20 protein-coding genes are annotated in these 21,863 nt (G+C 71.4%); 8 read left to right on the top strand and 12 right to left on the bottom strand.

Annotated features, from left to right (window positions below):
* Positions 1-36: 36 nt before the first annotated feature.
* Both DTL70_RS22765 and DTL70_RS22760 read right to left on the bottom strand, forming a co-directional pair.
* Positions 37-471, bottom strand: coding sequence for an SRPBCC family protein (locus DTL70_RS22765; RefSeq protein ID WP_114023839.1), 435 nt, complete (start codon positions 469-471; stop codon positions 37-39).
* Positions 472-712: 241 nt separating this feature from the next.
* Positions 713-2,008, bottom strand: a complete 1,296-nt coding sequence (locus DTL70_RS22760) for a methyltransferase (RefSeq protein ID WP_114024247.1) — start codon at positions 2,006-2,008, stop codon at positions 713-715.
* 378 nt (positions 2,009-2,386) lie between these two features.
* On the opposite strand from DTL70_RS22760, the gene DTL70_RS22755 reads away from it, so the two are divergent.
* Positions 2,387-2,623, top strand: coding sequence for a hypothetical protein (locus DTL70_RS22755; RefSeq protein WP_114023838.1), 237 nt, complete (start codon positions 2,387-2,389; stop codon positions 2,621-2,623).
* A 42-nt stretch (positions 2,624-2,665) separates the two neighbouring features.
* On the opposite strand, the gene DTL70_RS22750 is transcribed toward DTL70_RS22755, so the two are convergent.
* Positions 2,666-3,196 (bottom strand): NUDIX hydrolase, encoded by a 531-nt coding sequence (locus DTL70_RS22750; protein WP_114023837.1) that lies wholly within the window; start codon positions 3,194-3,196, stop codon positions 2,666-2,668.
* Between the two features lie 249 nt (positions 3,197-3,445).
* Positions 3,446-4,801 (bottom strand): NsdA family TPR-like regulatory protein, encoded by a 1,356-nt coding sequence (locus DTL70_RS22745; RefSeq protein ID WP_114023836.1) that lies wholly within the window; start codon positions 4,799-4,801, stop codon positions 3,446-3,448.
* Positions 4,802-5,050: 249 nt separating this feature from the next.
* On the opposite strand from DTL70_RS22745, the gene DTL70_RS22740 reads away from it, so the two are divergent.
* The 5 genes from DTL70_RS22740 (at position 5,051) to DTL70_RS22720 (ending at position 10,322) form a co-directional block, all read left to right on the top strand.
* Positions 5,051-6,745, top strand: coding sequence for a tetratricopeptide repeat protein (locus tag DTL70_RS22740; RefSeq protein WP_114023835.1), 1,695 nt, complete (start codon positions 5,051-5,053; stop codon positions 6,743-6,745).
* Positions 6,746-6,868: 123 nt separating this feature from the next.
* Positions 6,869-7,459 (top strand): N-acetylmuramoyl-L-alanine amidase, encoded by a 591-nt coding sequence (locus tag DTL70_RS22735; RefSeq protein WP_114023834.1) that lies wholly within the window; start codon positions 6,869-6,871, stop codon positions 7,457-7,459.
* A 48-nt stretch (positions 7,460-7,507) separates the two neighbouring features.
* The gene (locus tag DTL70_RS22730) at positions 7,508-8,440 is read left to right on the top strand and encodes a 1-aminocyclopropane-1-carboxylate deaminase/D-cysteine desulfhydrase (protein ID WP_114023833.1); all 933 of its coding nucleotides are present in this window, start codon (positions 7,508-7,510) and stop codon (positions 8,438-8,440) included.
* Between the two features lie 518 nt (positions 8,441-8,958).
* A complete protein-coding gene (locus DTL70_RS22725) occupies positions 8,959-9,372 on the top strand; it encodes an ATP-binding protein (RefSeq protein WP_027735701.1) in 414 nt (137 codons plus the stop codon).
* On the top strand, positions 9,369-10,322 hold the full coding sequence (locus DTL70_RS22720; protein WP_114014376.1) for an RNA polymerase sigma factor SigF: 954 nt from the start codon (positions 9,369-9,371) through the stop codon (positions 10,320-10,322). The genes DTL70_RS22725 and DTL70_RS22720 overlap by 4 nt, the downstream gene beginning before the upstream one ends.
* Before the next feature lie 131 nt (positions 10,323-10,453).
* Here DTL70_RS22720 and DTL70_RS22715 read toward each other — a convergent pair whose 3' ends face one another.
* The gene (locus tag DTL70_RS22715; RefSeq protein ID WP_114023832.1) at positions 10,454-10,885 is read right to left on the bottom strand and encodes a hypothetical protein; all 432 of its coding nucleotides are present in this window, start codon (positions 10,883-10,885) and stop codon (positions 10,454-10,456) included.
* Positions 10,886-10,993: 108 nt separating this feature from the next.
* Here DTL70_RS22715 and DTL70_RS22710 point away from each other — a divergent pair, with 108 nt between their 5' ends.
* Complete coding sequence (locus DTL70_RS22710) at positions 10,994-11,962, top strand: diacylglycerol/lipid kinase family protein (RefSeq protein ID WP_114023831.1); 969 nt, start codon at positions 10,994-10,996, stop codon at positions 11,960-11,962.
* Positions 11,963-12,278: 316 nt separating this feature from the next.
* Entirely contained in the window at positions 12,279-12,542 is a 264-nt protein-coding gene (locus DTL70_RS22705; protein ID WP_016469673.1) for a WhiB family transcriptional regulator, read from the top strand.
* 389 nt (positions 12,543-12,931) lie between these two features.
* Here the strand turns inward: DTL70_RS22705 and DTL70_RS22700 are convergent, their stop codons facing one another.
* The 7 genes from DTL70_RS22700 to DTL70_RS22670 all read right to left on the bottom strand — a co-directional run bounded on the left by DTL70_RS22700 (position 12,932) and on the right by DTL70_RS22670 (position 21,539).
* Positions 12,932-14,407 carry a sensor histidine kinase gene (locus DTL70_RS22700; RefSeq protein ID WP_114023830.1) on the bottom strand — a complete coding sequence of 492 codons (1,476 nt, stop codon included), beginning with the start codon at positions 14,405-14,407 and terminating at the stop codon, positions 12,932-12,934.
* A gap of 307 nt (positions 14,408-14,714) precedes the next feature.
* Entirely contained in the window at positions 14,715-15,383 is a 669-nt protein-coding gene (locus DTL70_RS22695; protein ID WP_220183644.1) for a class II aldolase/adducin family protein, read from the bottom strand.
* Between the two features lie 11 nt (positions 15,384-15,394).
* Entirely contained in the window at positions 15,395-16,456 is a 1,062-nt protein-coding gene (locus DTL70_RS22690) for an SIS domain-containing protein (protein WP_114023828.1), read from the bottom strand.
* 350 nt (positions 16,457-16,806) lie between these two features.
* Positions 16,807-18,339, bottom strand: coding sequence for a glycoside hydrolase family 3 protein (locus tag DTL70_RS22685; RefSeq protein ID WP_114023827.1), 1,533 nt, complete (start codon positions 18,337-18,339; stop codon positions 16,807-16,809).
* Between the two features lie 44 nt (positions 18,340-18,383).
* Complete coding sequence (locus tag DTL70_RS22680) at positions 18,384-19,214, bottom strand: carbohydrate ABC transporter permease (RefSeq protein WP_114023826.1); 831 nt, start codon at positions 19,212-19,214, stop codon at positions 18,384-18,386.
* The gene (locus tag DTL70_RS22675) at positions 19,214-20,236 is read right to left on the bottom strand and encodes a carbohydrate ABC transporter permease (protein ID WP_114023825.1); all 1,023 of its coding nucleotides are present in this window, start codon (positions 20,234-20,236) and stop codon (positions 19,214-19,216) included. The genes DTL70_RS22680 and DTL70_RS22675 overlap by 1 nt, the downstream gene beginning before the upstream one ends.
* Before the next feature lie 76 nt (positions 20,237-20,312).
* Complete coding sequence (locus DTL70_RS22670; RefSeq protein ID WP_114024246.1) at positions 20,313-21,539, bottom strand: extracellular solute-binding protein; 1,227 nt, start codon at positions 21,537-21,539, stop codon at positions 20,313-20,315.
* Between the last annotated feature and the right edge of the window lie 324 nt (positions 21,540-21,863).

The raw sequence follows: 21,863 nt of genomic DNA, 5'->3' as shown, positions 1-21,863 counted from the left end.
GAAGGGCCGGCCCCCTCGCCAGACACCGCCAGGTGTTCAGGCCAGGCGCTGGGCGGCCAGCTCCAGAACCCCCGGCCAGTTCTCCTCGAAGATCCGCGCCAGTTCCGAGTCGGGAAAGCCGGTCTGGGTCAGTGCCAGCCGGGTCTGGCCGTCGGGGGTGGCCGTGAGCTCCAGCGTCACGTCGGTCTCGTACGCCGGGTTCCCGGGAGCGTCGATACGCGCGGTGTAGCGCAGCAGGCCGGGCGGATCCACGACGGTCAGCCGCCGGTCCTCGGTGAACGGTTCCACACCGGGCGGCGCGAACCGCAGCCACCAACGGCCGCCGGGACGCAGGTCGAGCTGCGACTCCAGGACCCATTCCTCCGGCTGTGGTCCGTAGACCGCGAGGAAGGCGTCGAACACCTCCTGTGTCGTGGCGGGGTACGTACGGTGCACGGTGAACCCGTGCGGCTGCAGCGTGTCTTCCGGCATGAGAGGTCCTTTTCTGAGGAGTCGTCCGTGACCACGGCGACGAAGAACAGACTGCGTCAGCCGGGAAAAGTCATCGCCCGCCCACGCGGTACCGCGATCACCACACCCGAACACGAAGACCGCCGGCGAGCCCGGCAACGCGGCAGGGGACTGCTGAGCCGGGCAAACTCTTCAGAATTCGGAACAGGTCAGGACTCGGAAACCGGCTCTGCGGCGTCACCGACCTCCCTGGACAGCTCAGCTAGGACACCACGGCCTCCTCCACGTGGCGCAGCCGCCACAGCGAGGTCGTCTCCGCCGCACGGGCCGCGTGCAGCGGTGCTGCGGGATCGGTCGCCCGGGCGTGCTCGGGCCGGGCGTCCAGCCGGCCCGCGACCCGGAGCCCGGCGGCCGAGATCCACTCCAGCAGCTGCTCGCGAGGGCGCAGCCCGAGGTGTTCGGCCAGGTCGGAGAGGATCAACCAGCCCTCGCCCGCCGGGGCGAGCCGCTCGCCGAGACCGGTGAGGAAACCGCGCAGCATGCGGCTGTCGGGGTCGTAGACCGCCTGCTCCAGCACGGAGGTGGGTTTGGCGGGCAGCCACGGCGGGTTGCACACGATGAGGTCGGCGCGGCCCGCCTCGCGGGAGGGGAACAGGTCGGCGCGGACGACCTCCACCGCCTGGGCGACGTCCAGCCGTGCCACGTTCTCCCGGGCGCAGGCCAGCGCCTGCTCGCCCACGTCCGTGGCGGTCACCCGGCCGACGCCGCGCCGGGCGAGCACGGCGGCCAGGACGCCCGTCCCCGTGCCGACGTCGAACGCGGTGAGGCGGCCCGGGTCCTCGCCCCGCGGCGCCCCGCCGCCGTCGGCGCCGGCCTCCGGCACGGGCCCGGCTTCCTCCCCGGGCCCGGGCCCGGACCTGGCGCCCGCGGCGCGGGGCAGCGGGGCTCGGGCGACCAGGTCGACGTACTCGCCGCGGACAGGTGAGAAGACGCCGTGCCGCGGGTGGATCCGCGCGCCGCCGAGCGCCTCGATCGGCACGCCCTTGCGCCGCCACTCGTGCGCGCCGAGCACGCCCTGGAGTTCGCGCAGCGACACCAGCGTCAGCGCCCCGACGGGACCGGGCGGAGGGCCGTACGCCTCGACGCACGCCTCCCCCACCCGCGGTGCCCGGCGCAGCGGCACGGCCCAGGATCCGTCGGCTGCCGTCTCCAACGGGACCAGCAGCATGCCCAGGACGCGGGCGCGGCGGGTGCGCGCCTGGCGGTAGAGGTGGAAGCTCTCGCGGGGCGTCGCCCCCTGCTTGGGCGGCTTGCGGTCCACACGGCGGCCGAGCGCGGCCAGCAGTTGGCGGGCGCCGTGGTAGTCGCCGCGCCACAGCAGCGCGGTGCCCTCGCAGACGAGTCTGTAGGCGAGGTCGGCAGCCATCCGGTCGTCGGCGACAGCCACCCGGCGCGGTGCCCGGGCCCCGCTCCCGGAGCGCCATGCGGCCGTGCGCCACGCCCCGTCCTCGTCCCAGCCGACCTCCTCGCTCGGGCCGACGGCGTCGGTTCCGACCACGGCGTGGGTTCCGCCCACGGCGTCGGTTCGCTTGGGAGCGTCGGTTCGGCCGGCGGCATCGGTGCGGCGGCCGGCGGCGTCGTCCTGGCCGACGGGCTCCGTCCGGCTTCCCGCTCCGGCCTCGCTTCGTGCGTTCACCGGGCAACCCTAGCCGCGCCCACCGACAACCCCGGTCGCGCCGGCCGACGGCCCCGGCTCCGCGCCGTCCCTGCCGGTCACGCCCGCGGGGTCCGCCGGGCAGTCACGCGATCGTGTGAAATGCCGCCCCGGTACCAGGCGCCGCGTCCGGCGCCTCGGGGAACCCGCCGATCACGGCATACGTTGAGCGGGATACCGGACGCACCGGACCGGCACGCCGCACACCACGGAGGCAGGACCATGGCAGGCTTTCTCGACCGCGCCAAGGAGCAGGCCCAGCGGGGGCTCGCGCAGGGCAAGGAGAAGATGGAGGAGGTCCAGGCCCAGCGCACGGGCAACGACCTGCTGCGCCGCCTGGGAGCCGCTTACTACGCGGAGCAGCGCGGCACGGGCTCGGCCCAGGAGGTCCAGCAGGCCCTCGCCGCCGTCCAGGAGCACATCGCGCAGAACGGCGACGGTTTCCTCAAGAGCAGCTGACGCCCCACGGGAGGGCCGCGCGAGGACGGCCCTCCCGTCGGCTCAGCCGAAGCGCACGCGGTAGAGCAGCAGCAGTGCGGCCGCCATGTTCGCCGCGGGCACCTCGCCCGCGGCGATCATCTCGGGTACCTCCTTGAGCGGGACCCATTCCCGCTTCTCGGACTCGAAGTCGTCCTCGGGCGGGCCGAGGTATTCGGCGCTGGGCGACCAGTAGATGTGGTGCCGTGCGTCGGTCAGCCCGTTGGACGGCTCGACGGTCATCAGGTGGCGGAGCGGCCCGGGGCGCCATCCCGTCTCCTCCACCATCTCGCGGGCGGCGGCCTGCGGCAGGTCCTCGCCGTCCTCGACGACGCCGGCCGCCAGTTCCCACCCCCAGCTGTCCGTGATGAAGCGGTGCCGCCACAGCAGCAGCACCTCGTTGCGTTCGTTGACGGCGGTGGCCATGGCGACGGGGCGCAGCCGGATCAGGTAGTGATCCAGGTGGCGCCCGTCGGGCAGTTCGACATCCGCCAGATTCACCCGAAGCCACTGGTTCTCGTACACAGTGTGTTCACCCAGGTTCTTCCATCGCACGTGATGTGCCCCCTTCCCGACGGAGGTTGGGCACATCCCAGCATGGCGCGCGCTCCCACTGACAGGGGCGCTCGGCGCGCCCGGTGCCTGGGGCCTCTCGTTTGGATCTCGCTGGGCTCGCGGGCCCCGGCACGCACTCTCGCGGCGTTGTCGTCACTCGCCGCTGCTCCGCAGGGACTCCCTCCTCCGCCTTGCGAGAGCACGCACCGTAACCCGCTCCCTAATCCAGCCAGATCCAAACGAAAGACCCTAGAACGGCACGCTCAGCGAGTCCTCGATGAGCTTCGCGGCCTCGGCCGCCGAGGTCCCGGGGTGCTGTGCCAGGCGTGTTTTGACCCTGCGCATGCGCCCGCGCAGGCGCTGCGACTCGATGCCCTGCGCGGTGTCCACCATCTGGGCCGCGGTGGCTGCCGCGCGCTCCGGCTCTCCGGCGTGCAGGGCCACGTCGGTGAGGGTGGCGAGCCGGTTGACGCGGCCGCGGACGTGCGCGGGTGCCCGCGCGGCCTCCTGGGCGTAGCCAGCGGCGGCGGACAGGTCTCCGAGGAGGAGCAGCGCCTCGGCCAGCCGCACCTCGACCAGGCCAGGTTGGACGTAGCCGGTCTCCTCGGGTTCCTCCGCGGGCCGGATGCGCTGGGAGTAGGTCTCGGCACTGCGCATGCAGGTGTGGGCGCCGCGCCGGTCGCCGAGCCGTGCGTAGGCGCCGGCCTGCATCGCGTACAGGTCCGTGGCGAGCGCGGGGCTGATGCGCGGACCCAGAGTACGCAGGACGGCCTCGGCGCAGGCGAGCGCGTGCCGGGTGTCGGAGAGGAAGAGGGCCTGGTTGACCAGGAGGGCGACGACGTAGCCGCCGAAGAGCCGGTCGCCGGAGGCCTTGCCGAGGCGTAGCGCCTGGTGGAAGTAGCGCTGTGCCAGCCCCTGCGCGTCGGCGTCGTAGGCGCAGATGCCGCTGATGGCGGCCAGCGATCCGGCGGCGCGGTGGAGCCGTCGCCCTGTCGCGTCATCGTAGCTGCCGCGCAGGAGGGGGGCGACCTCGCCGTTGAGGAAGCCGACGACGCGTGACCTGGTGGCGACGCCGCCGGCGTTGCGGTACAGGTGCTCGTAGTGGCTGCGGGCGGCGTGCAGCACGGTGACGTCCGCGCCGGTGACCTCGGGGCCGCCTGTGGCGCGGGAGACGTCCAGGTCCTCTGGCGGGTTCTCCCATTCCCACACCGGTGCGACGGCGGCTGCTCCGGTCAGCAGGGAGGGGCCTGGCCAGTCGCCGTGCACCTGGTCGGAGCGCCACAGGGAGGCGGCGCGCTCCACGAACCGGCCGAGTCCGGGCGTTTCGGGTCCCGTCGGGGTGCCGCGGGTGCGTCCTGCCGCTGCGACATCCATACCGATGTCACTGAGGGTGAGGGTTCTGCCGAGTTGGCGGCCGAGGACCTCGCAGATCATCTCAGGGACCCTGCCGCGCGGCCGCTGCCCCTTGAGCCAGCGCGCGACGGCCGTGTGATCGTAACGCAGGGTATTTGCGTGGGTTCCTAATCGGTTGACTCTCGCCGCGAGTCCGGCCCGCGACATCCCTGACTGGTCAAGGAGTGCGTCCAGTTGACTGTTGGGCTCCATTACCGCCCTCCGTCGTCCAACGTGTTGTTTCGCAGAGTAACGGACTTGCTTTCACACGGGGTGTGAAAGGACCACGCAGCCGTGCGTCCTGCACATGCTCCCCAAGCCGCGGGCGGCGCGCTTTCCTGAAGACGTCCGGGTGCATGACAGCACAGACAGCACACGGAGAGCTACGGAAAAGCATCGTCGGATTCCGGAAATGAGGCAGAACGATGAACGACCCCATCCGGCTCGTCCTCGGGAGGGGCCATGTGTCCCTCTGACCCCGTCCGTGTCACGGCACAACCGGGACCCCGGCCCCGCGGCCGCACTCCGAACGGGGCGCTGCGCGCCCTGCTGGAGGAGACCGAGTGGACGCAGGCGGCGTTCGCGCGTGCGCTGGCTCGTCTCGGTGCCGAGGTCGGTGTCCACCTTCGGTACGACAGGACTTCAGTCGCCCACTGGCTGCGCGGCAGCCGCCCCGACCCACGGGTGCAGCACCTGATGGCGGAGGCGCTCTCCCGCCGCCTGGGACGCCGCGTCACCGTCGCGGAACTGGGCATGCGGCCCGGTGGAGCCGGCGCGCGGGGCGGGCGCGCGGCCGCGGGAGCGCGCTCGGGCAGCGGCGCGGACGGCGACGACGAGGCGTCCGATCCCTCCGGGGCGGCCCCGCGACCGTGGGGAGCCGGGGACCTCACGGCGCGCGAACACACCTTCGGGCCCGGGGACGCCGGTGACGCCGGGCCTCCGCGGAACGCCAGAGCGCGCCCCGTGGACGTCCGCCTCTTCGGCCTCGCCAGGCCGTCCCACGTCGCCGACCAACTCACCGCGCTGACGGCGCCCGTGGTGCCGCCGCCCCGCGCGGACAGCCCTCCCTGGACGCCGTACACGCTGCGGCTGCTGACGGAGACGGTGCGTTCGCCCTCGCCCCGGCACGGGGAGGTGCCCGAGGGCGGGCCGGGCGCGCCCGTGCCCGCGCCGCTGCTCGGCGCACGCAACACCTGCACCGCGCGCGGCTCCCGTCCCACGAGCCGCACCGGGCCAGGCGAGGTGGCCTCCGTCCACGAACACGCCAGGTTCTTCGCCCTCCAGGCGGACCGGCACGGCGGCGGCCACATCAGGACCTCGCTGGCCGCCTTCCTCTCCGGGTTGGTGAGCACCCTGCGCACCGGCGAGGAAGGGGTGCACCAGCGGGGCATGCAGGCCGGCGCGGCACGGCTGAGCTTTCTGCTGGCCCGTGTCTACGCCGACGAGCAGCGGCACGGGCTGGCCCAGCGTGCCTTCCTCACCGCGGCCGAGCTCGCCGAGGACGCCGCCGATCCGGACGGTGTGGCGCTGGCCCGGCGCGCCCTCAGCTCCCAGGCGCACCAGTTGGGCCACCCACGGGTGAGCCTCGCGCTCGCCGAGGCGGCCCTGGCGGCGGCGCCGGCCGACGCCGACCCGGCGACCCGTGCGTTCCTGTACGCCGGGCTGGCCGTCGCCGGCGCGGCCGGCGGCGACCGGCGCCGGGCGCTGGAGGCGATGGCGCGGGCGGAACGCCAGCTGGCCCGCGCCCCCGCCGATCTGACGACCGGCCCTGAAAGCCCCAGCGGCGAACCGGTGGGCACGTACCGGCACGCGGCGCTGCTCTACCAGTCCAGCCAGATGCGGACCGCGCTGGGCGACCGCGACGGCGCGATCCGGGACCTGCGCGCCTCCTTGGGCGCGCGCCCCGCGGACGAGCTGCGCTCGCGCGCCCTGTGCCGGGCCGAGCTGGCCGAACTGCTGCTGTCGCGGGGCCGCCTGGAGGAGGCCTGCGCCGCCTGGAGCAGCTTCCTGGCGGAGTCGGCGCAGGTCAGCTCGGGCCGGGTGCGGTCCGCGCGTGCGCGCATTCCCGGGCTTCTGCGTCCGTACGGGCGCGACGTCGGGGTGCGCTCACTCCTCGCACAGGCGAACCCACCGAGCGGTACCGGGTCCTCCGGCTAGAAGCGGCCCGATTCGGGGTATGAGCCTAAGGGACACAGTCGGCGCCGCGGGTCCGTCACCGCACCGGACCTCACCGGCGCACGGCGGCACCACCCGTGACGTGACACAGCAGACGGGGGCGAGATGGCCACACCCATCACCGCGGCCGCTTTCGTCCGGGCCCTCGAAAAGGAGGGCGTGACGGTCGAAGAGGTACGCGACTGGCGCAACCACAACCGCAACGGGCAGGGCCCGTGGGGGCCGGTGCACGGCATCATGATCCACCACACCGTCACCAGCGGTGCGAAGGAGACGGTCGACCTGATCTACGACGGGCGGTCGCAGTTGCCTGGCCCCCTCGCGCACGGCTGCGTCACCAAGGACGGCACCGTCCATCTGACCGGCCACGGCCGGGCCAACCACGCGGGCTCGGGCGATGACGACGTGCTCCGCGCCGTCATCGCCGAGCGGGCCACCCCCGCGCCGAACCAGCAGAACACCGACGGGAACCGGTACTTCTACGGTTTCGAGTGCGAGAACCTCGGTGACGGCAAGGACCCCTGGCCCGACGAGCAGCTGGACGCCATCGAGCGTGCGGCGGCGGCGCTGTGCCGCCACCACGGCTGGGGTGCCCGCTCGGTCATCGGCCACCTGGAGTGGACGGACCAGAAGGTGGATCCGCGCGGTTTCACCATGGACGAGCTGCGGGAGCGGATCGCCGCCCGGCTCGGCTGAGCTTCCCCGCCGTGCGGGGCGGATGCGGGTGGCGCCCACAATGGAGGGGTGGCACCCGCATCCGCCTCCGGCGCTGATCCCCTCGACGCGCTCGCTCCGCGTCTCCCCTCCCCTCTCCAGGAGGTCGAGGACGAGCGGTTCGCGCGGCGGGGTGTGCGGCTGCTTCTGAAACGGGACGACCTCATCCACCCCGCACTCGCGGGTAACAAGTGGCGCAAACTCGCCCCCAACCTGCGTGCTGTGGCCGAGACCGGTCACCGCACGCTGCTGACCTTCGGGGGCGCCTACTCCCACCACCTGCGGGCCACCGCGGCCGCCGGCCGGCTGCTCGGGCTCCGCACGGTCGGGGTGGTGCGCGGCCACGAACTGGCCGACCTGCCGCTCAACCCGTCGCTGGCCCGCTGCGCCGAGGACGGCATGCTGCTGCACTTCGTCCCGCGCTCCGTCTACCGCCGTCGCGCGGAGCCGGCGTTCCACCGGGAGCTGCGCGGGCGGTTCGGACAGTGCGCCGTCGTACCCGAGGGCGGCAGCAACGCGGCGGCCGTGCGCGGCTGCGTCCTGCTGGGCGAGGAGCTGCGCGGGCGCACCGACGTGGCGGCCGTCGCCTGCGGCACAGGTGGCACCCTCGCCGGCATGGCGGCCGGCCTTCGTGCAGGTCAGCGCAGTCTCGGCGTGCCTGTACTGAAGGGCGGGTTCCTGGGTGGCGAGGTCCGCGCGCTCCAGCGGGAGGCCTTCGGCGGGCCGCGTGGCGACTGGCGGCTGGAAGAGCGTTTCCACGAGGGCGGCTACGCGAAGGTGAGCGCGCGGCTCGTCGGCTTCGCGGAGGACTTCTCCGCGCGGCACGAGCTGCCCCCGCTGGAGACGATCTACGTGGCCAAGCTGCTCCTCGCCCTCACCACGCTCACGGAAGAGGGTGCGTTCGCCCCGGGGAGCACCGTGACGGCGGTCGTGACCGGGCCGTCGTGGAACCCGAAACAGTGACAATGAGTGAGAATGATCATCACTCTTCGTGTGCGATCACTCACCGCCTCCTCGGCCACCTTCACGCTTCGTAGTCGGCGCGCTCACCCCTCTCGCCACTTGGATGCACCGCCGAGTCACCCACAGGGGCGGGTTTCGGCCCTTGTCCGAGGGTGTGCTTCCAGGGGCTATGAACGCAACGGGTGACGGGTATTGACTTGGCAGGCCCTCTCATCGGCGCCTCCTGGCCCGTCCTCGGGCACCCAGGGTGTTCGCCGGGCGTGAGGACCTGGCCCGGGACAGTCGTTCGCGTCGGACCCGGGTGCCAACACAGCGTAGTCACAGAGGAATTGGGGTCCTCAACCCCTAGCCACAGAAAGTACCCATGTGTTTACTATGGGTGACGCTCGCGGGTTGAGGCGGCAACGATCAGTACGTGCGGCATCGTGACACGGATCGCGATAGCGTCGCTGACGAAACGAACCAACAGCCGCGTCGGCCGCGAGGCCCAACCGGCTCGTGTCACCTTGGAGGTGAGGGTGTCCCAGATCGCAGGCGACCCCGCGTCGCAGGACTTCGTCGAGGTCCGGCTGCCGGCCGCGGGTGCCTATCTGTCGGTGCTGCGGACGGCCACCGCCGGGCTCGCGGCCCGCTTGGACTTCACCCTCGACGAGATCGAGGATCTGCGGATCGCTGTGGACGAGGCGTGCGCGATCCTGCTCCAGCAGGCCGTCCCCGGCTCCGTGCTCAGTTGTGTCTTCCAGCTCGTCGGCGACTCGCTGCACGTCACCGTCTCGGCGCCGACGACCGATGGCCGGGCACCCGAACGCGACACCTTCGCGTGGACGGTGCTCTCGGCCCTGGCCGGTGAGGTGGGTTCAGCAGTGTCGGATGACCGTACGGTGAGCATCAGCCTGCACAAGAAGCGCGGTGCGGGGCCCGGAGCGTCGTGACCGAGCACGAGGCAAGTCAGACGTGGTCAGGCCGCCCGGGGGCGGTCTCCCGGGGCATTCCCGAACAGCAGCCCCGCCCGCACCCGGCCGACCCCAGCATGCAGCGACCCAGGCAGGCGAAGCGGGCGGACGCTATGAACCAGCAGCAGCACGAGCGGCGTGGGCGGGCGGCCCACGGCGACTCCCGCGGGCTCGACCCGCAGGATCGCGACGGCGCGCGCGCCCTGTTCATCGAACTGCGCAAGCTGCCGGACGGGCCCGAGCGCGCCGAGCTGCGCAATCAGCTGGTGCGCATGCACCTGCCCCTGGTCGAGCACCTGGCCCGGCGGTTCCGCAACCGCGGCGAGCCGCTGGACGACCTGACGCAGGTCGCGACGATCGGCCTGATCAAATCGGTCGACCGTTTCGACCCGGAGCGCGGCGTCGAGTTCTCGACGTACGCGACACCCACGGTGGTCGGCGAGATCAAACGCCACTTCCGTGACAAGGGCTGGGCCGTGCGCGTGCCCCGCCGCCTCCAGGAGCTGCGGCTGTCGCTCACGTCCGCGACCGCCGAGCTCTCCCAACAGCACGGGCGCGCCCCGACGGTCCACGAGTTGGCCCAGCGGTTGAAGATCTCCGAGGAGGAAGTGCTGGAAGGGCTGGAATCGGCCAACGCCTACAGCACCCTCTCACTCGACGTGCCCGACACCGACGACGAGTCGCCGGCCGTCGCCGACACCCTCGGCGCGGAGGACGACGCACTGGAGGGCGTCGAGTACCGCGAATCGCTCAAACCCCTGCTGGAGGAGCTGCCGCCGCGGGAGAAGAAGATCCTGCTGCTGCGGTTCTTCGGGAACATGACCCAGTCGCAGATCGCACAGGAGGTCGGCATCTCGCAGATGCACGTCTCCAGACTCCTCGCGCGGACCCTGGCCCAGCTCCGTGACCGCCTGCTGGTGGAGGAGTGACCCCTTCCCCCGTCCCTTCCCCTCCCCGAACCGGAGGCTCCGCCCCCGGACACCTGGTCCTCAACTGCCGTACAGGCTGACATCAGCCCGGACGGAGGTTGAGGACCAGGTGCTTTTCCCCGGCGGTCCACTCACCTCGGGCCGATGCCCAGCGCTTCCGTCGCCTTCGGGTTGACGAGGCACGCCAGCACGGCGACGGCGGCGAGCGCCAGCGCGGCGGCCGCGGCGCTCAGCCCGCCCCCGTTCTGCGCCATCTGCCAGGCGACGGGCAGGGCGAGCAGCTGGACGATCATCGAGGGCCCGCGGCTCCAGCGGCGCCTGCGCCACAGTCCGCGCGCCGCGGCCAGGGGCAGCACGGACAGCGCCAGGACCGTCACGGCGAGAGTGGCGGCCTGGACCATGTCGTCGGGGCTGCCGGTGGCCAGCAGCACGAGCGAGAAGAGGCCGAACGCGGCGACGATCACGCCTTCGACGCCGGTCACCACGGCGGCCGCCACGATCCTGCGCGGCCCCGGCGCCTTCGTTTCCGCCTCGGCCGCCTCGCCCGTGCCGTCGCTGTCCATGGGCTCTTCCGTATCCGTCTCGGTCACGCTCTCGCTCACACCCGAAGCGTAGCCCTCCGGATCCGGCGGGGCTGGGCCCCCGTACCGCGGGGTAGGTACGCTCACCCCATGCGCGCACTCCTCGTGGTCAACCCGGCAGCAACCACCACCAGCGCACGCACCCGCGACGTGCTGGCCCACGCGCTGGCCAGTGATCTCAAGCTGGAGATCGCCACCACCGAGTACCGCGGGCACGCCCGCGACCTGGCACGCCAGGCGGCGCAGGGCGGCACGACGGAGCTGGTCATCGCGCTCGGCGGAGACGGCACGATCAACGAGGTCGTCAACGGTCTGCTGCACGAGGGTCCGGCTCCGGAGCGGCTGCCGCGGCTGGCCGTGGTGCCGGGCGGGTCCACCAACGTCTTCGCCCGCGCCCTGGGCATGCCCAACGATGTGGTGGAAGCCACAGGGCATCTGCTGGACGCGCTGGCGTCGCGTACGGAGAGAACCGTCGGACTGGGGCGCGCCGAGGGCGTGCCGGGCAGTGACGACGCGGAGGTGCCCGCGCGCTGGTTCACCTTCGCCGCGGGGTTCGGGTTCGACGCCGGGGTGGTCGGCAGAGTGGAGCAGCAGCGCGAGCGGGGCAAGCGTTCGACGCATCCGCTGTATGTACGCCAGGTCGTACGGCAGTTCCTGCACGAGCCACACCGCCGGCACGGCACGATCACGCTGCGCCGCGAGGACGCCGAGCCGGTCGGCGACCTGGCGCTGTCGATGGTCTGCAACACCGCTCCGTGGTCGTACCTGGGGAACAAACCGCTGTACGCGGCGCCGGAGGCGTCCTTCGACACGGGCTTGGACGTGCTCGGTCTCAAGCGGCTGACGCCGCTGGCGGTGAGCCGTTACGGGACCCAGTTGCTCACTTCCAGCCCCGAGCGGGGGCCGCGCGGCAAGCACGCGGTGACACTCCACGACCTCACCTCCTTCACCTTGCATTCGCAGGCTCCATTGCCGTTTCAGATGGACGGTGACCACCTGGGACTGCGTACGAGCGTGAGCTTCACAGGCGTACGGCGTGCACTGCGTGTGATTGTGTAAGTGGAAGGCCCTAAAGTCCTTCCACTCGAACGTTTAGACCAGGATCCACCCCCTGGAATGACGGCTGTGAGCTAGCCGACACCAAGGATTCAAAAAAAAGTTTCCGGAAGGGGTTGTATCCGTCGCCGAGGTTTGCGAGTCTCTTCATGGCGATCGGGACGGCCCGTCAACAGGGCCCCCTTGAGAGCCGGAATCCCCTCCCCTAACTCCAGTGGGACCCGCATCACAGTTGATGAGGCCCCACTTCCCACGCGGAGGGATTCGTGAAAGCGTTCACATTCACAAGCAAAGCCACACACGAGGAGAGGTAGCAGCCATGGACTGGCGTCACCACGCCGTTTGCCGCGAGGAAGACCCCGAGCTGTTCTTCCCCATCGGCAACACTGGTCCCGCGCTGCTGCAGATCGAGGAAGCCAAGGCCGTCTGCCGCCGCTGCCCCGTCATGGAGCAGTGCCTGCAGTGGGCTCTGGAGTCCGGTCAGGACTCCGGTGTCTGGGGTGGCCTCAGCGAGGATGAGCGTCGCGCGATGAAGCGCCGCGCCGCCCGCAACCGGGCGCGGAACAACGCCGCGACCGCCTGACGCCCAGCCCGGCACCAGCTGCACCCCCGAGACGCAGCGCGCAGTGCCCTCGGAGCGCCTGGCAGACAGAGCGCCCGCACAAACGCAGAGCGTACAGCGCTGAGCCCCCGAGTCCGTACCAACGGACCGGGGGCTCAGCGCATTTCGCCTCCGGCGGGGAGGCCGAACGTCTGCTTGCCGCCGCCGAAGGGCCGCCGGACCCTCGGCGCCGTGGCTGATCGCCGCCGCGGCGGGAAGGGGTGGTGCCCCCAACCCGCACCCCGGAGGGGCGCGGGGAACGGCTCCCCCAGCCTCCGGCCGGGAGGTGCCCCCACCAACCACACCCCACCCGAGGACCGCACACGGCGGCCAGTGGCACCCCTTCCCGGAGCAAGAGCCGCAGGAAAGTCCTAGCGCTTCTCCGCCGCCACCGGCAGGTCGAACAGCACTCGGGTGCCACCGCCGGGCGCGGGCTGCATGTCGAAGGTGCCGCCCAACTCGCCCTCCACGAGGGTCCGTACGATCTGCAGACCCAGGTTGCCCGCGCTGCGGGGGTCGAAGCCGTCGGGCAGGCCGCGCCCGTCGTCCTCCACGGTGACCAGCAGCCGCGCCTCGTCACGGACCGAGGCCGCGCCCCGGACCGCGCGCACCTCCACGGTGCCCTGCTCGCCGGAGCCGAAGCCGTGCTCGATGGCGTTCTGCAGGACCTCGGTCAGCACCATGGACAGCGGTGTGGCGACCTCGGCTCCCAGGATGCCGAAGCGGCCCGTGCGGCGGCCGGTGACCCGGCCCGGGGAGATCTCGGCGACCATCGAGAGGACCCGGTCGGCGATCTCGTCGAAGTCCACCCGCTCGTCCAGGTTCTGGGAGAGCGTCTCGTGCACGATGGCGATGGAACCGACCCGGCGCACCGCCTCGCTCAGCGCGTCCCTGCCCTGCGGAGAATCCATTCTGCGGGCCTGGAGGCGCAGCAGCGCGGCCACCGTCTGAAGGTTGTTCTTTACCCGGTGGTGGATCTCCCGGATGGTGGCGTCCTTGGTGATCAACTCGCGCTCGCGGCGGCGCACTTCCGTGATGTCGCGCAGCAGGATGAGCGAGCCGATGCGGGTGCCCTTGGGCTTGAGAGGGATGGCGCGCAGCTGAACGATGCAGTCGTTGGCCTCGACCTCGGCACCGCGCGGGGCCCAGCCGCTGGCGAGCTTGACCATCGCCTCGTCCACCGGGCCGCGGGAGGGCGCCAGTTCGGCGGTGGCCTCCCCCAGGTGCAGGCCGACCAGGTCGGCGGCCAGGCCGAGCCGGTGGTAGGCGGAGAGCGCGTTGGGGCTGGCGTACTGCACGTACCCGTCGGCGTCCAGCCGGATGAGGCCGTCGCCGACGCGCGGCACGTGGTCCATGTCGACCTCGTGCCCGGGGAAGGGGAAGCTGCCGGCCGCGATCATCTGCGCGAGGTCGCTGGCGCTCTGCAGATAGGTCAGCTCCAGCCTGCTGGGGGTGCGCACGGTCAGCAGGTTGGTGTTGCGGGCGATGACGCCGAGCACCCGGCCCTCGCGCCGTACGGGGATCGATTCGACGCGGACGGGCACCTCCTCGCGCCACTCCGGGTCTCCCTCGCGCACGATCCTGCCCTCGTCCAGCGCGGCGTCCAACAGGGGGCGCCTGCCGCGGGGCACCAGGTGTCCGACCATGTCGTCCTGGTGGGAGGTCGGCCCGGTGTTCGGCCGCATCTGGGCCACCGAGACGTAGCGGGTGCCGTCCAGGGTGGGTACCCACAGCACGAGGTCGGCGAAGGAGAGGTCGGCGAGCAGCTGCCATTCGGAGATCAGCAGGTGCAGCCACTCGAGCTCGGCGTCCGAGAGCGCGGTGTGCTGGCGTACGAGGTCGTTCATGGAGGGCACGGGGCCGAGGGTACGACAGGTCCGCCGCCGCCCGGGCGGCGGTGCGGTCCCGCTGTCCTGGCCGGTCCGATCCATAGACAGCGGGCCGTGGTCTAGTCCACAATCCTGGGTGAAGAACTTCTGCTCTCCCCGCACAGGAGGGCAGATCGAGGCCCGTGACGCTCTCTGCCCTGACAGCGGCCGGGTCTTGTGGCTCCGGGCTGCGGTGCCGGGCGGGTTGAGGGTCCCGCTCCGGTGCCGCGGCCCGAAGTGTTTCCGGCATCCTTGCCGCACCCTTTTGCCGGGCCCTTTGCACGGATCAGGCGTGCTGGATGGCCTCGTCCGCGGTTGTCGGGAAGCGGGTGGTGCGATCCCCCAGCAGCAGGGCGCGGTAGGTGGCCGTCGCGGCCTCCTCGATGTTCATGGCGCGCCGGAGCGCCATGCCGACGTCCTCGCCCAGCGCCGAGCAGCCGTGGTGGGCCAGCAGCACGCAGTTGTGCTGCTCGGCCTGCTCGGCGGCGGCGTCGGCCAGCTCGTCGGACCCGTTCGGATGGAACGGGATCCGGCCGAGCGACCGTACGTACACCGCGTGGTCCAGCGTCAGGAGCCGGATCTCGTGGCCGAGCGCGTCGACCAGGACGGCGTGCTGGGGGTGCATGTGGACGAGCGCGTTCGCGTCCTCGCGCACCCGGTAGCTGCGCTGGTGCAGCTTCCACTCGCTGGAGGGCACCGCGTTGCCGCCGACGACCTCGCCTGCCAGGTTCATCACTGTGAAGTCGGCGGGCTCCAGCCGGTCCAGCCAGGTGCCCTTGCCGGTCACGACGAACTCCGCCGCGCCCGGCAGCCGGGCCGAGAGATTGCCGCCGCTGGCCAGCGCGTAGCCCCGGCGCACGATGTCGGCGCCGACGTCGATGAGCTGTTCGACCAGCCCGTCGATGGTCTGCGCCTGCCGCATCCGCGGTTTGGGGCCCTGCGAGCGGCCCTCCATACGGCGCCCCCTCAGCGGGTCTCGGTGACCTTGGCGAGGGAGCGCGGCGCGTCCGGGTCCTGGCCGCGCGCCATGGTGACCTCGTAGGCCAGCATCTGCAGGGGCAGGATCTGCACGATCGGCTGGAGCTCCTCGGGCAGCCCGTCGGTCGGCAGCGCGAACCCGGCCGAGGCGCGGTCCACCTCCTCCTGGCCGCCGATGACCACCAGGTCCGCACCCCGGTCCCGCAGTCGCTCCAGCACCGGCTGGAGCGCCTCGCCGCCCTTGCCGTCCGCGACGACCGCGATCACCGGCGAGATGTTGTCCACCATGGCCAGCGGGCCGTGCAGCAGGTCGGCGCCCGAGTAGGACAGCGCGGGGATGTAGCTGGTCTCCATCAGCTTGAGCGCGGCTTCCTTCGCCGTCGGGTAGCCGTAGCCCCGCGAGGTGAGCACCATCCGCTCCGCGAACCTGTACCGGGAGGCGAGCGCCTTGACCTCGCCCTTGCGCGCCAGGATCGCGTCGGCCACCTCGGGCAGCGCCTTGGCCGCCTCGGCGCCCTGCCCCGCGCGCAGGCCGTCCACGAACAGGTACAGCGCCAGCAGCTCGGCGGTGTAGGTCTTGGTGGCCGGCAGCGCCTTCTCCGGGCCCGCGAGGACGTCGATGTGGAACTCGCTCACCTGCGCGAGCGGGGAGTCCGCGTTGTTGGTGACGGCGAGCGTGATCGCGCCCGCCTCGCGCGCCGCCTCCGTGGAGGCCACCAGGTCGGGGCTGCCGCCCGACTGGCTGATAGTGATCACCAGGCAGTCGGTGAGGTCCTGCTGTGCGCCGTACGCCGTCGTCGTGGACATCGACGTCAGCCCGCACGGCTTGCCCAGCTGGATCTCCAGCAGGTACTTCGCGTACAGCGCGGCGTTGTCCGAGGTGCCGCGCGCCGTCAGCAGCACGAAACGCGGGTTCTTCGCGGCGATGCGCTCGGCGACCTCGCGGATGGCCGGCCCGCCCTCGTCCAGGATGCGGCGCAGCACGGACGGCTGCTCGGCCATCTCGCCGGACATGATGGTGCCCGGCTCAGACGGGACGTTCGAGGACATGGGGGTCGCCTCCCGGTGGGGTTCCGTACAAGGGTGCGGGTTGCTTCGATCCTACGTTGTGGGAGCGCACGCGGGTTTTCCCCCTGCCGCGCCCGCGGCGTCCGCTGCGCGGACGGCGCCTGGGAGAGCCCGCCGCGAGGGCCCGCGCCGGGCCGCACCCCCCTCGGGCCGCACACCGTCACGGCGGGCCCCGGCCCGACCGGGGTCGGGTCCGGGCCGGGGCCGGCGTCGGGGCCGGCGTCGGGGCCGGCGTCGGGGGCCAGAGGCTGTCGCGCCGAGGCGGAGGCCGGAGCGGAGGCCAGGGGCCGCGTCGAGGCCGCGGGGCGTGCCGAGGCAGGTCTCCGGGCCGGTCAGCCTCGGGCGATGACCTCGGCGGCAGCCCGCCCGCACACCCGGGCCGCCCCGCGCGTCGCCACGTGGAGCGCGCCCTGGGGAGAGGCCTGGGGTACCCCCATCTCGACCACCACCGTCGAGGGCCTGGCGGCGACCAGCTGTTCGACCGCCTGGGCCATCCACGGGTGCCGGTGCAGGTCGCGGACGACCGCGACGACGGGCCGGTCCCCGGCGTCGGCGAGCACCGTGGCGGCGACGTCGCCGTCGGTGCTGCCGTAGGTGCCGGTGCGGGTGCCGGGGATCATCCGTTCCAGTTCCGCCGCGGGCCCCCAGGGGGTCTCGTCGCCGACGGCGATGTTGGCCAGCGGCGTCAGCGCGGCGACGTAACCGGGCCCGGACAGCCGCCGGTACCCGTCGAGCCCGGTGACCACGAGCGCGCGCCGTGCGGCTTCCAGCCCGATGCCGTCCTGCGCGTGGGCGGGCGCGTGGCCGGCCGGGCCCCCCGCGCCCGACCGGCCGCGCGCGCCCTTCGCCCACGCGGCCAGACTCCGCACCCGGGCGGCCGCGTCGGCGAGCCGCTCCTCGGTCAGCTCGCCGTCCCGTACGGCGCCGACGAGCGCGTCGCGCAGCCGCAGCACGGTGTCCTCGCCGGACAGTCCGCCGCCGACGCAGATGGCGTCCGCGCCGGCCGCGAGGGCCAGCACACTGCCGCGTTCGAGCCCATAGGTGGCGGAGATGGCCTGCATCTCCATGCCGTCGGTGACGATCAGCCCCTCGTGCCCCAGGCCGCCTTCGCTCCGGGGTGCCCGCAGCAGTCCCGTCAGCGCGGCGGAGCTCAGCGTTCCCGGGTGGGCCGCGTCCAGTGCGGGCAGCAGGATGTGGGCGCTCATCACGCACTTGCTGCCCGCGTCGACCGCGGCGGCGAAGGGCACGAGTTCGCGGCCCCTGAGCGTGGCGAGGTCGGCGTCGATGCGGGGCACGGCGTGGTGGGAGTCGACGGCGGTGTCGCCGTGTCCGGGGAAGTGCTTGACGCAGGCGGCGACGCCCGCGGCCTGGAGTCCCTCGACGTAGGCGACGGTGTGCCGGGCCACCAGTTCGGGATCGCCGCCGAAGGAGCGCACCCCGATGACCGGGTTGTCGGGGTTGGAGTTGACGTCGGCGGAGGGCGCCCAGTTGAGGTTGACGCCCGCCGCGGCGAGCCGGCCGCCGAGTTCGTGGGCGACGGCCCTGGTCAGGACGGGGTCGTCGACGTGCCCGAGGGCGAGGTTGCCCGGGTAGGAGGAGCCCGTGCGGGCCTCCAGCCGGGTCACGTCGCCGCCTTCCTCATCGATGGCCACCAGCAGCTCGGGGCGCACCTCGCGCAGCTGTTCGGTCAGGAGGGCCAGCTGCTCGGGTGAGTCGATGTTGCGGCCGAAGAGGCCGACCGACGTGAGCCCTTCGTCGAGCTGCCGCAGCAGCCAGGACGGCGCCGAGGTGCCGGCGAAGCCCGGCTGGAGGACGGCGAGGGCGTCGCGGGTGAGGGTGTCGGACGCTCGGAGAGAGGTGGTCATGCGGCGCGGTGTCCCTTCACTTCACTGGATGGCCCGTCACTCCACTACCCCTTCACCGCGCCGGAGGTGAGGCCGGCCACTGCCTTGCGCTGGAGGTAGAGGAAGAGGAGCAGGATCGGGACGGCGAAGAGCGAGGCCGCCGCCATCGTGGCACCCCAGTCGTCACCGAACGCGGTCTGGAACTTCGACAGCCACAGCGGCAGCGTCTGCGCTTCGGCGTCCTTGTTGAGAATCAGGACCATGGGGAACTCGTTCCACGCGGTGATGAACCCGAAGAGCGAGGTGGCCATCAGTCCGGGGGCCAGCAGCGGGAAGATGACCCGGCGGAACGCCTGGAGGCGGGTGCACCCGTCCACCATGGCCGACTCCTCCAGGTCCTTGGGGACGGCCGCGACGTAGCCGCGCAGGGTGATGATGGTCAGCGGCAGCACCATCACCGTGTAGAAGAGGGTGAGCGGTATGAGGCTGTTCAGCATCTCCGCGTCCCGCACGATCATGTAGATCGCGATGACCATGACCTCCCAGGGGGCCATCTGCGCGATCATGAACGTGAGGATGATGCCCTTGCGCCCCTTGAACCGCATGCGGGCCAGCGCGAACGAGGCGAAGAGCGCCACCAGCAGCGAGATGCCGACGGCCAGCACGGTGACCGTGACGGAGTTGCGCACCAGCGTCCAGAAGTTCTCCGCGTGCACCGCCGTGGAGAAGTGTTCGAGGGTGGGCGAGGTGGGGAACCAGACGGGGTTCTCGCTGATGATCTGCCCGTTGGGCTTGAACGCCGTGTTGAACATCCAGTACACAGGGAAGACGAACCCCACGAACAGCAGCAGCGCGGTGGCGTTCGGCCATATCCGGCTCAGGAGCGACCGTCGCATCAGGCCTTCTTCCCCTTGTTCTCGCCGGTCTCGCCGGTCTCGGTCTCGTCGGCGCCTTCCTGCCTGAGCACCAGCCGCAGGTAGTACGACATGAGCGCCAGCAGGATGAGGATGGTCAGGACGGAGATCGCCGCGCCGGCGCCGTAGTGCTGGTTGCCGACGCCCTCGACGAAGGCGTAGACGGGCAGCGTCTCGGTCAGCCGGTCGGGGCCGCCCTCGTTGATGGCGAAGACGTGCGGGAACGCCTTGAAGATCCAGATGACCTCCAGGAACGTCGCGACCATCAAGAACGGCTTGAGGAAGGGGAAGGTGACGGACTTGAAGCTCTGCCACGGCCCGGCCCCGTCCAGCGCCGCGGCCTCGTACAGCTCCTTGGCGATCGTCGTCGTCGCCGCGTAGAGGTTGATCGCGACGAACGGAACCGACGTCCACACGATCAGCAGCGAGATGACGAAGAACGTGGACAGCTGGCTGCCCGTCCAGTTGTAGTCCGCCATCGAGTCGAAACCGACCTCGGCGAGTACCCAGTTGACGACGCCGAACCGCTGCGCGAACAGCCACTGGTAGACGGTGGTGGCCGCGATGATCGGCATCGCCCAGGCGAGGACCAGCCCGACCGACAGCAGCAGCCGCATCTTCGACCCGAGCCGCGCCAGGAGCAGCCCGATGAGGGTGCCGGAGACGATGATCAGCACGACGTTGACCACCGTGAAGATCACCGACCGCAGTGTGACCCGCCAGAAGGTCTCACTGGTGAGCGTGTCGGTGTAGTTGGTGAAGCCGTTCCACTCGGTGACGTGCTGGATCAGCTGCGTCATGTTGAGGTTCTGGAACGACAGCATGCCGTTGGTGAGCAGCGGCCAGCCGAGCAGGACGGCGGTCAGTCCGAGCGCGGGCAGCAGGAGCAGGTAGGGCAGCGTGCCCTTCGCCTTCCTCCCGCCACGGGCCGGCGGTCCGCCCTCCCCCGTGGGCCGCACGGGCACCTTGTCGAGAGGCGGCGCCTCATGGGTCTGCACAGACATCGGGACTCCAACGCAGGGGGTTGCGGGGGGCGGCTGCCGCCCCCCGCAACCCGCCCGTTCAGGTGGGTTACTGCGGTTACTGCTTCTGGGAGAGCCGCTTGTTCATCTCGCCCTCCACGCCCTTTGCCGCGGCCGCGTGGGACTTCCCCTTGAGCACGGAGGTCATGTACGTCTTGATCGGGTTCGGCGGGTTCTCCACCGCGCCCCACTCCGGGATCAGCGGGGTCAGGCCGCCGCCCTCGACCGCCGGCGCCGCGGCCTCCGCCGCCGGGTTGCCCTTCAGGTTGGTCTGCAGGGACTTCTTGTTCGGGATGACGCCGCTCTCCTTGGCGAGCGCGCCCTCGTGCTTGTCGGACAGGGCGATCTTGAGGAACTCCTTGGCGAGTTCCTGCTTCTCGCTGCCCGCGGCGATGGCCAGGTTGGACCCGCCGAGGAAGACGCCCTCGGGCTCAGCGGCGGTCTCACCCGGAATGGTGAAGTAGCCGATGTCCTTCTCGATCTTCGGGTTGGCCTTGATCGCGGTGGCCGCCTCCCAGCTCAGGCCGATGAAGGCGCCGGTCTTGCCCTTGGCGAAGATCTCGGCCTGCTGCGGGGTGGCCTCGTCCTTGTTCTTGGGCGCCTTGGAGTAGGAGGCGTACTTCTTGTAGACCTTCATGGCCTCGCCGACCTTGGGGTCGGCCAGGTTGGAGACCCACTTGCCGCCCTTCTTCTTGACCAGGTCGGCGTTGTTGCCGATGAGGAGGCCGTCGAAGAAGTACCAGTTCTGGCCCGGCATGTAGAGCGGCTCGGCGTCGGTCTTCTGCTCGATCTTCTCGAGCGCGTCGAAGAACTCGTCGCGGGTCTTGGGCGTGCCCTTGACGCCGGCGTCGGCCCAGATCTTCTTGTTGTAGATGACCGTGCGGTTGACGGCGAACCAGGGGGCGGCGTACTGCTTTCCGTCATAGACCGCCGACTTGTTGAGGGAGGAGGTCCAGTCCTTGCCGAGCCCCGTCTTCAGGTCGCTGAGGTCGGCGAGGCCGCCGGTGCGGGCGTAGGCGGGGGTCTGGGTGTTGCCGATCTCGATGACGTCCGGCGGGTCGTTCTCGGACAGCGCGGTGGTGATCTTCTGCTGGATCCCGTTCCACTGCTGGACCTCGAGCTTGAGCTTGGCCCCGGTCTTCTTCTCGAAGGCGGCCTTGACGTCCTTGGTCCACTTCTCGGGGGTGGACCCGTCCATCGCCCAAAGGGTGAGCGTCTTGCCCTTGAAGCTCTCCGGCCCGGACTTCTCGTCGCCGTCGGACCCACAGGCCGCGACGTTCACCATCAGTACGGCGACACCGGCCGCGGCCACAAGGCCCCTTTGATGACGTTTCACAGCATTCTCCCCTGCACACTGGAACGCTCCGCACGGCGCATTCGGACGGTCCGTCCCTCCGGACAGCGCATCCGGGCCCATCCGGACAGTTGGTTTAGACCAATGCGCAGAGCTTGGCCTAGACCTTTAGGGGTGTCAACGGTGTATAAAGCTCCCAGTCGGTTCCGTTATCGGAACGACATCTGAGCTGGGGCGCCCGCCCAACGCCGCGCCATGCCACGATGTGAACCGCCAAGCACACGGAGGAAGCCGGTGACGGCAGCACGAGGCGAG

The sequence above is a fragment of the Streptomyces diacarni genome (assembly GCF_003323715.1).
Taxonomy (GTDB): domain Bacteria; phylum Actinomycetota; class Actinomycetes; order Streptomycetales; family Streptomycetaceae; genus Streptomyces; species Streptomyces diacarni.
Note: the sequence above shows the minus strand (reverse complement) of the source record. Positions and strands in the feature narration are given on the sequence as shown.

Excerpts from the sequence above, each read along its gene's own strand:
- DTL70_RS22680 (WP_114023826.1), bottom strand. The coding sequence starts at position 19,214 with ATGCGACGGTCGCTCCTGAGCCGGATATGGCCGAACGCCACCGCGCTG.
- DTL70_RS22710 (WP_114023831.1), top strand. The coding sequence starts at position 10,994 with ATGCGCGCACTCCTCGTGGTCAACCCGGCAGCAACCACCACCAGCGCA.
- DTL70_RS22715 (WP_114023832.1), bottom strand. The coding sequence starts at position 10,885 with ATGGACAGCGACGGCACGGGCGAGGCGGCCGAGGCGGAAACGAAGGCG.
- DTL70_RS22705 (WP_016469673.1), top strand. The coding sequence starts at position 12,279 with ATGGACTGGCGTCACCACGCCGTTTGCCGCGAGGAAGACCCCGAGCTG.
- DTL70_RS22685 (WP_114023827.1), bottom strand. The coding sequence starts at position 18,339 with ATGACCACCTCTCTCCGAGCGTCCGACACCCTCACCCGCGACGCCCTC.
- DTL70_RS22735 (WP_114023834.1), top strand. The coding sequence starts at position 6,869 with ATGGCCACACCCATCACCGCGGCCGCTTTCGTCCGGGCCCTCGAAAAG.
- DTL70_RS22690 (WP_114023828.1), bottom strand. The coding sequence starts at position 16,456 with ATGTCCTCGAACGTCCCGTCTGAGCCGGGCACCATCATGTCCGGCGAG.
- DTL70_RS22695 (WP_220183644.1), bottom strand. The coding sequence starts at position 15,383 with ATGGAGGGCCGCTCGCAGGGCCCCAAACCGCGGATGCGGCAGGCGCAG.
- DTL70_RS22675 (WP_114023825.1), bottom strand. The coding sequence starts at position 20,236 with ATGTCTGTGCAGACCCATGAGGCGCCGCCTCTCGACAAGGTGCCCGTG.
- DTL70_RS22755 (WP_114023838.1), top strand. The coding sequence starts at position 2,387 with ATGGCAGGCTTTCTCGACCGCGCCAAGGAGCAGGCCCAGCGGGGGCTC.
- DTL70_RS22765 (WP_114023839.1), bottom strand. The coding sequence starts at position 471 with ATGCCGGAAGACACGCTGCAGCCGCACGGGTTCACCGTGCACCGTACG.
- DTL70_RS22745 (WP_114023836.1), bottom strand. The coding sequence starts at position 4,801 with ATGGAGCCCAACAGTCAACTGGACGCACTCCTTGACCAGTCAGGGATG.
- DTL70_RS22670 (WP_114024246.1), bottom strand. The coding sequence starts at position 21,539 with ATGGTGAACGTCGCGGCCTGTGGGTCCGACGGCGACGAGAAGTCCGGG.
- DTL70_RS22700 (WP_114023830.1), bottom strand. The coding sequence starts at position 14,407 with ATGAACGACCTCGTACGCCAGCACACCGCGCTCTCGGACGCCGAGCTC.
- DTL70_RS22740 (WP_114023835.1), top strand. The coding sequence starts at position 5,051 with ATGTGTCCCTCTGACCCCGTCCGTGTCACGGCACAACCGGGACCCCGG.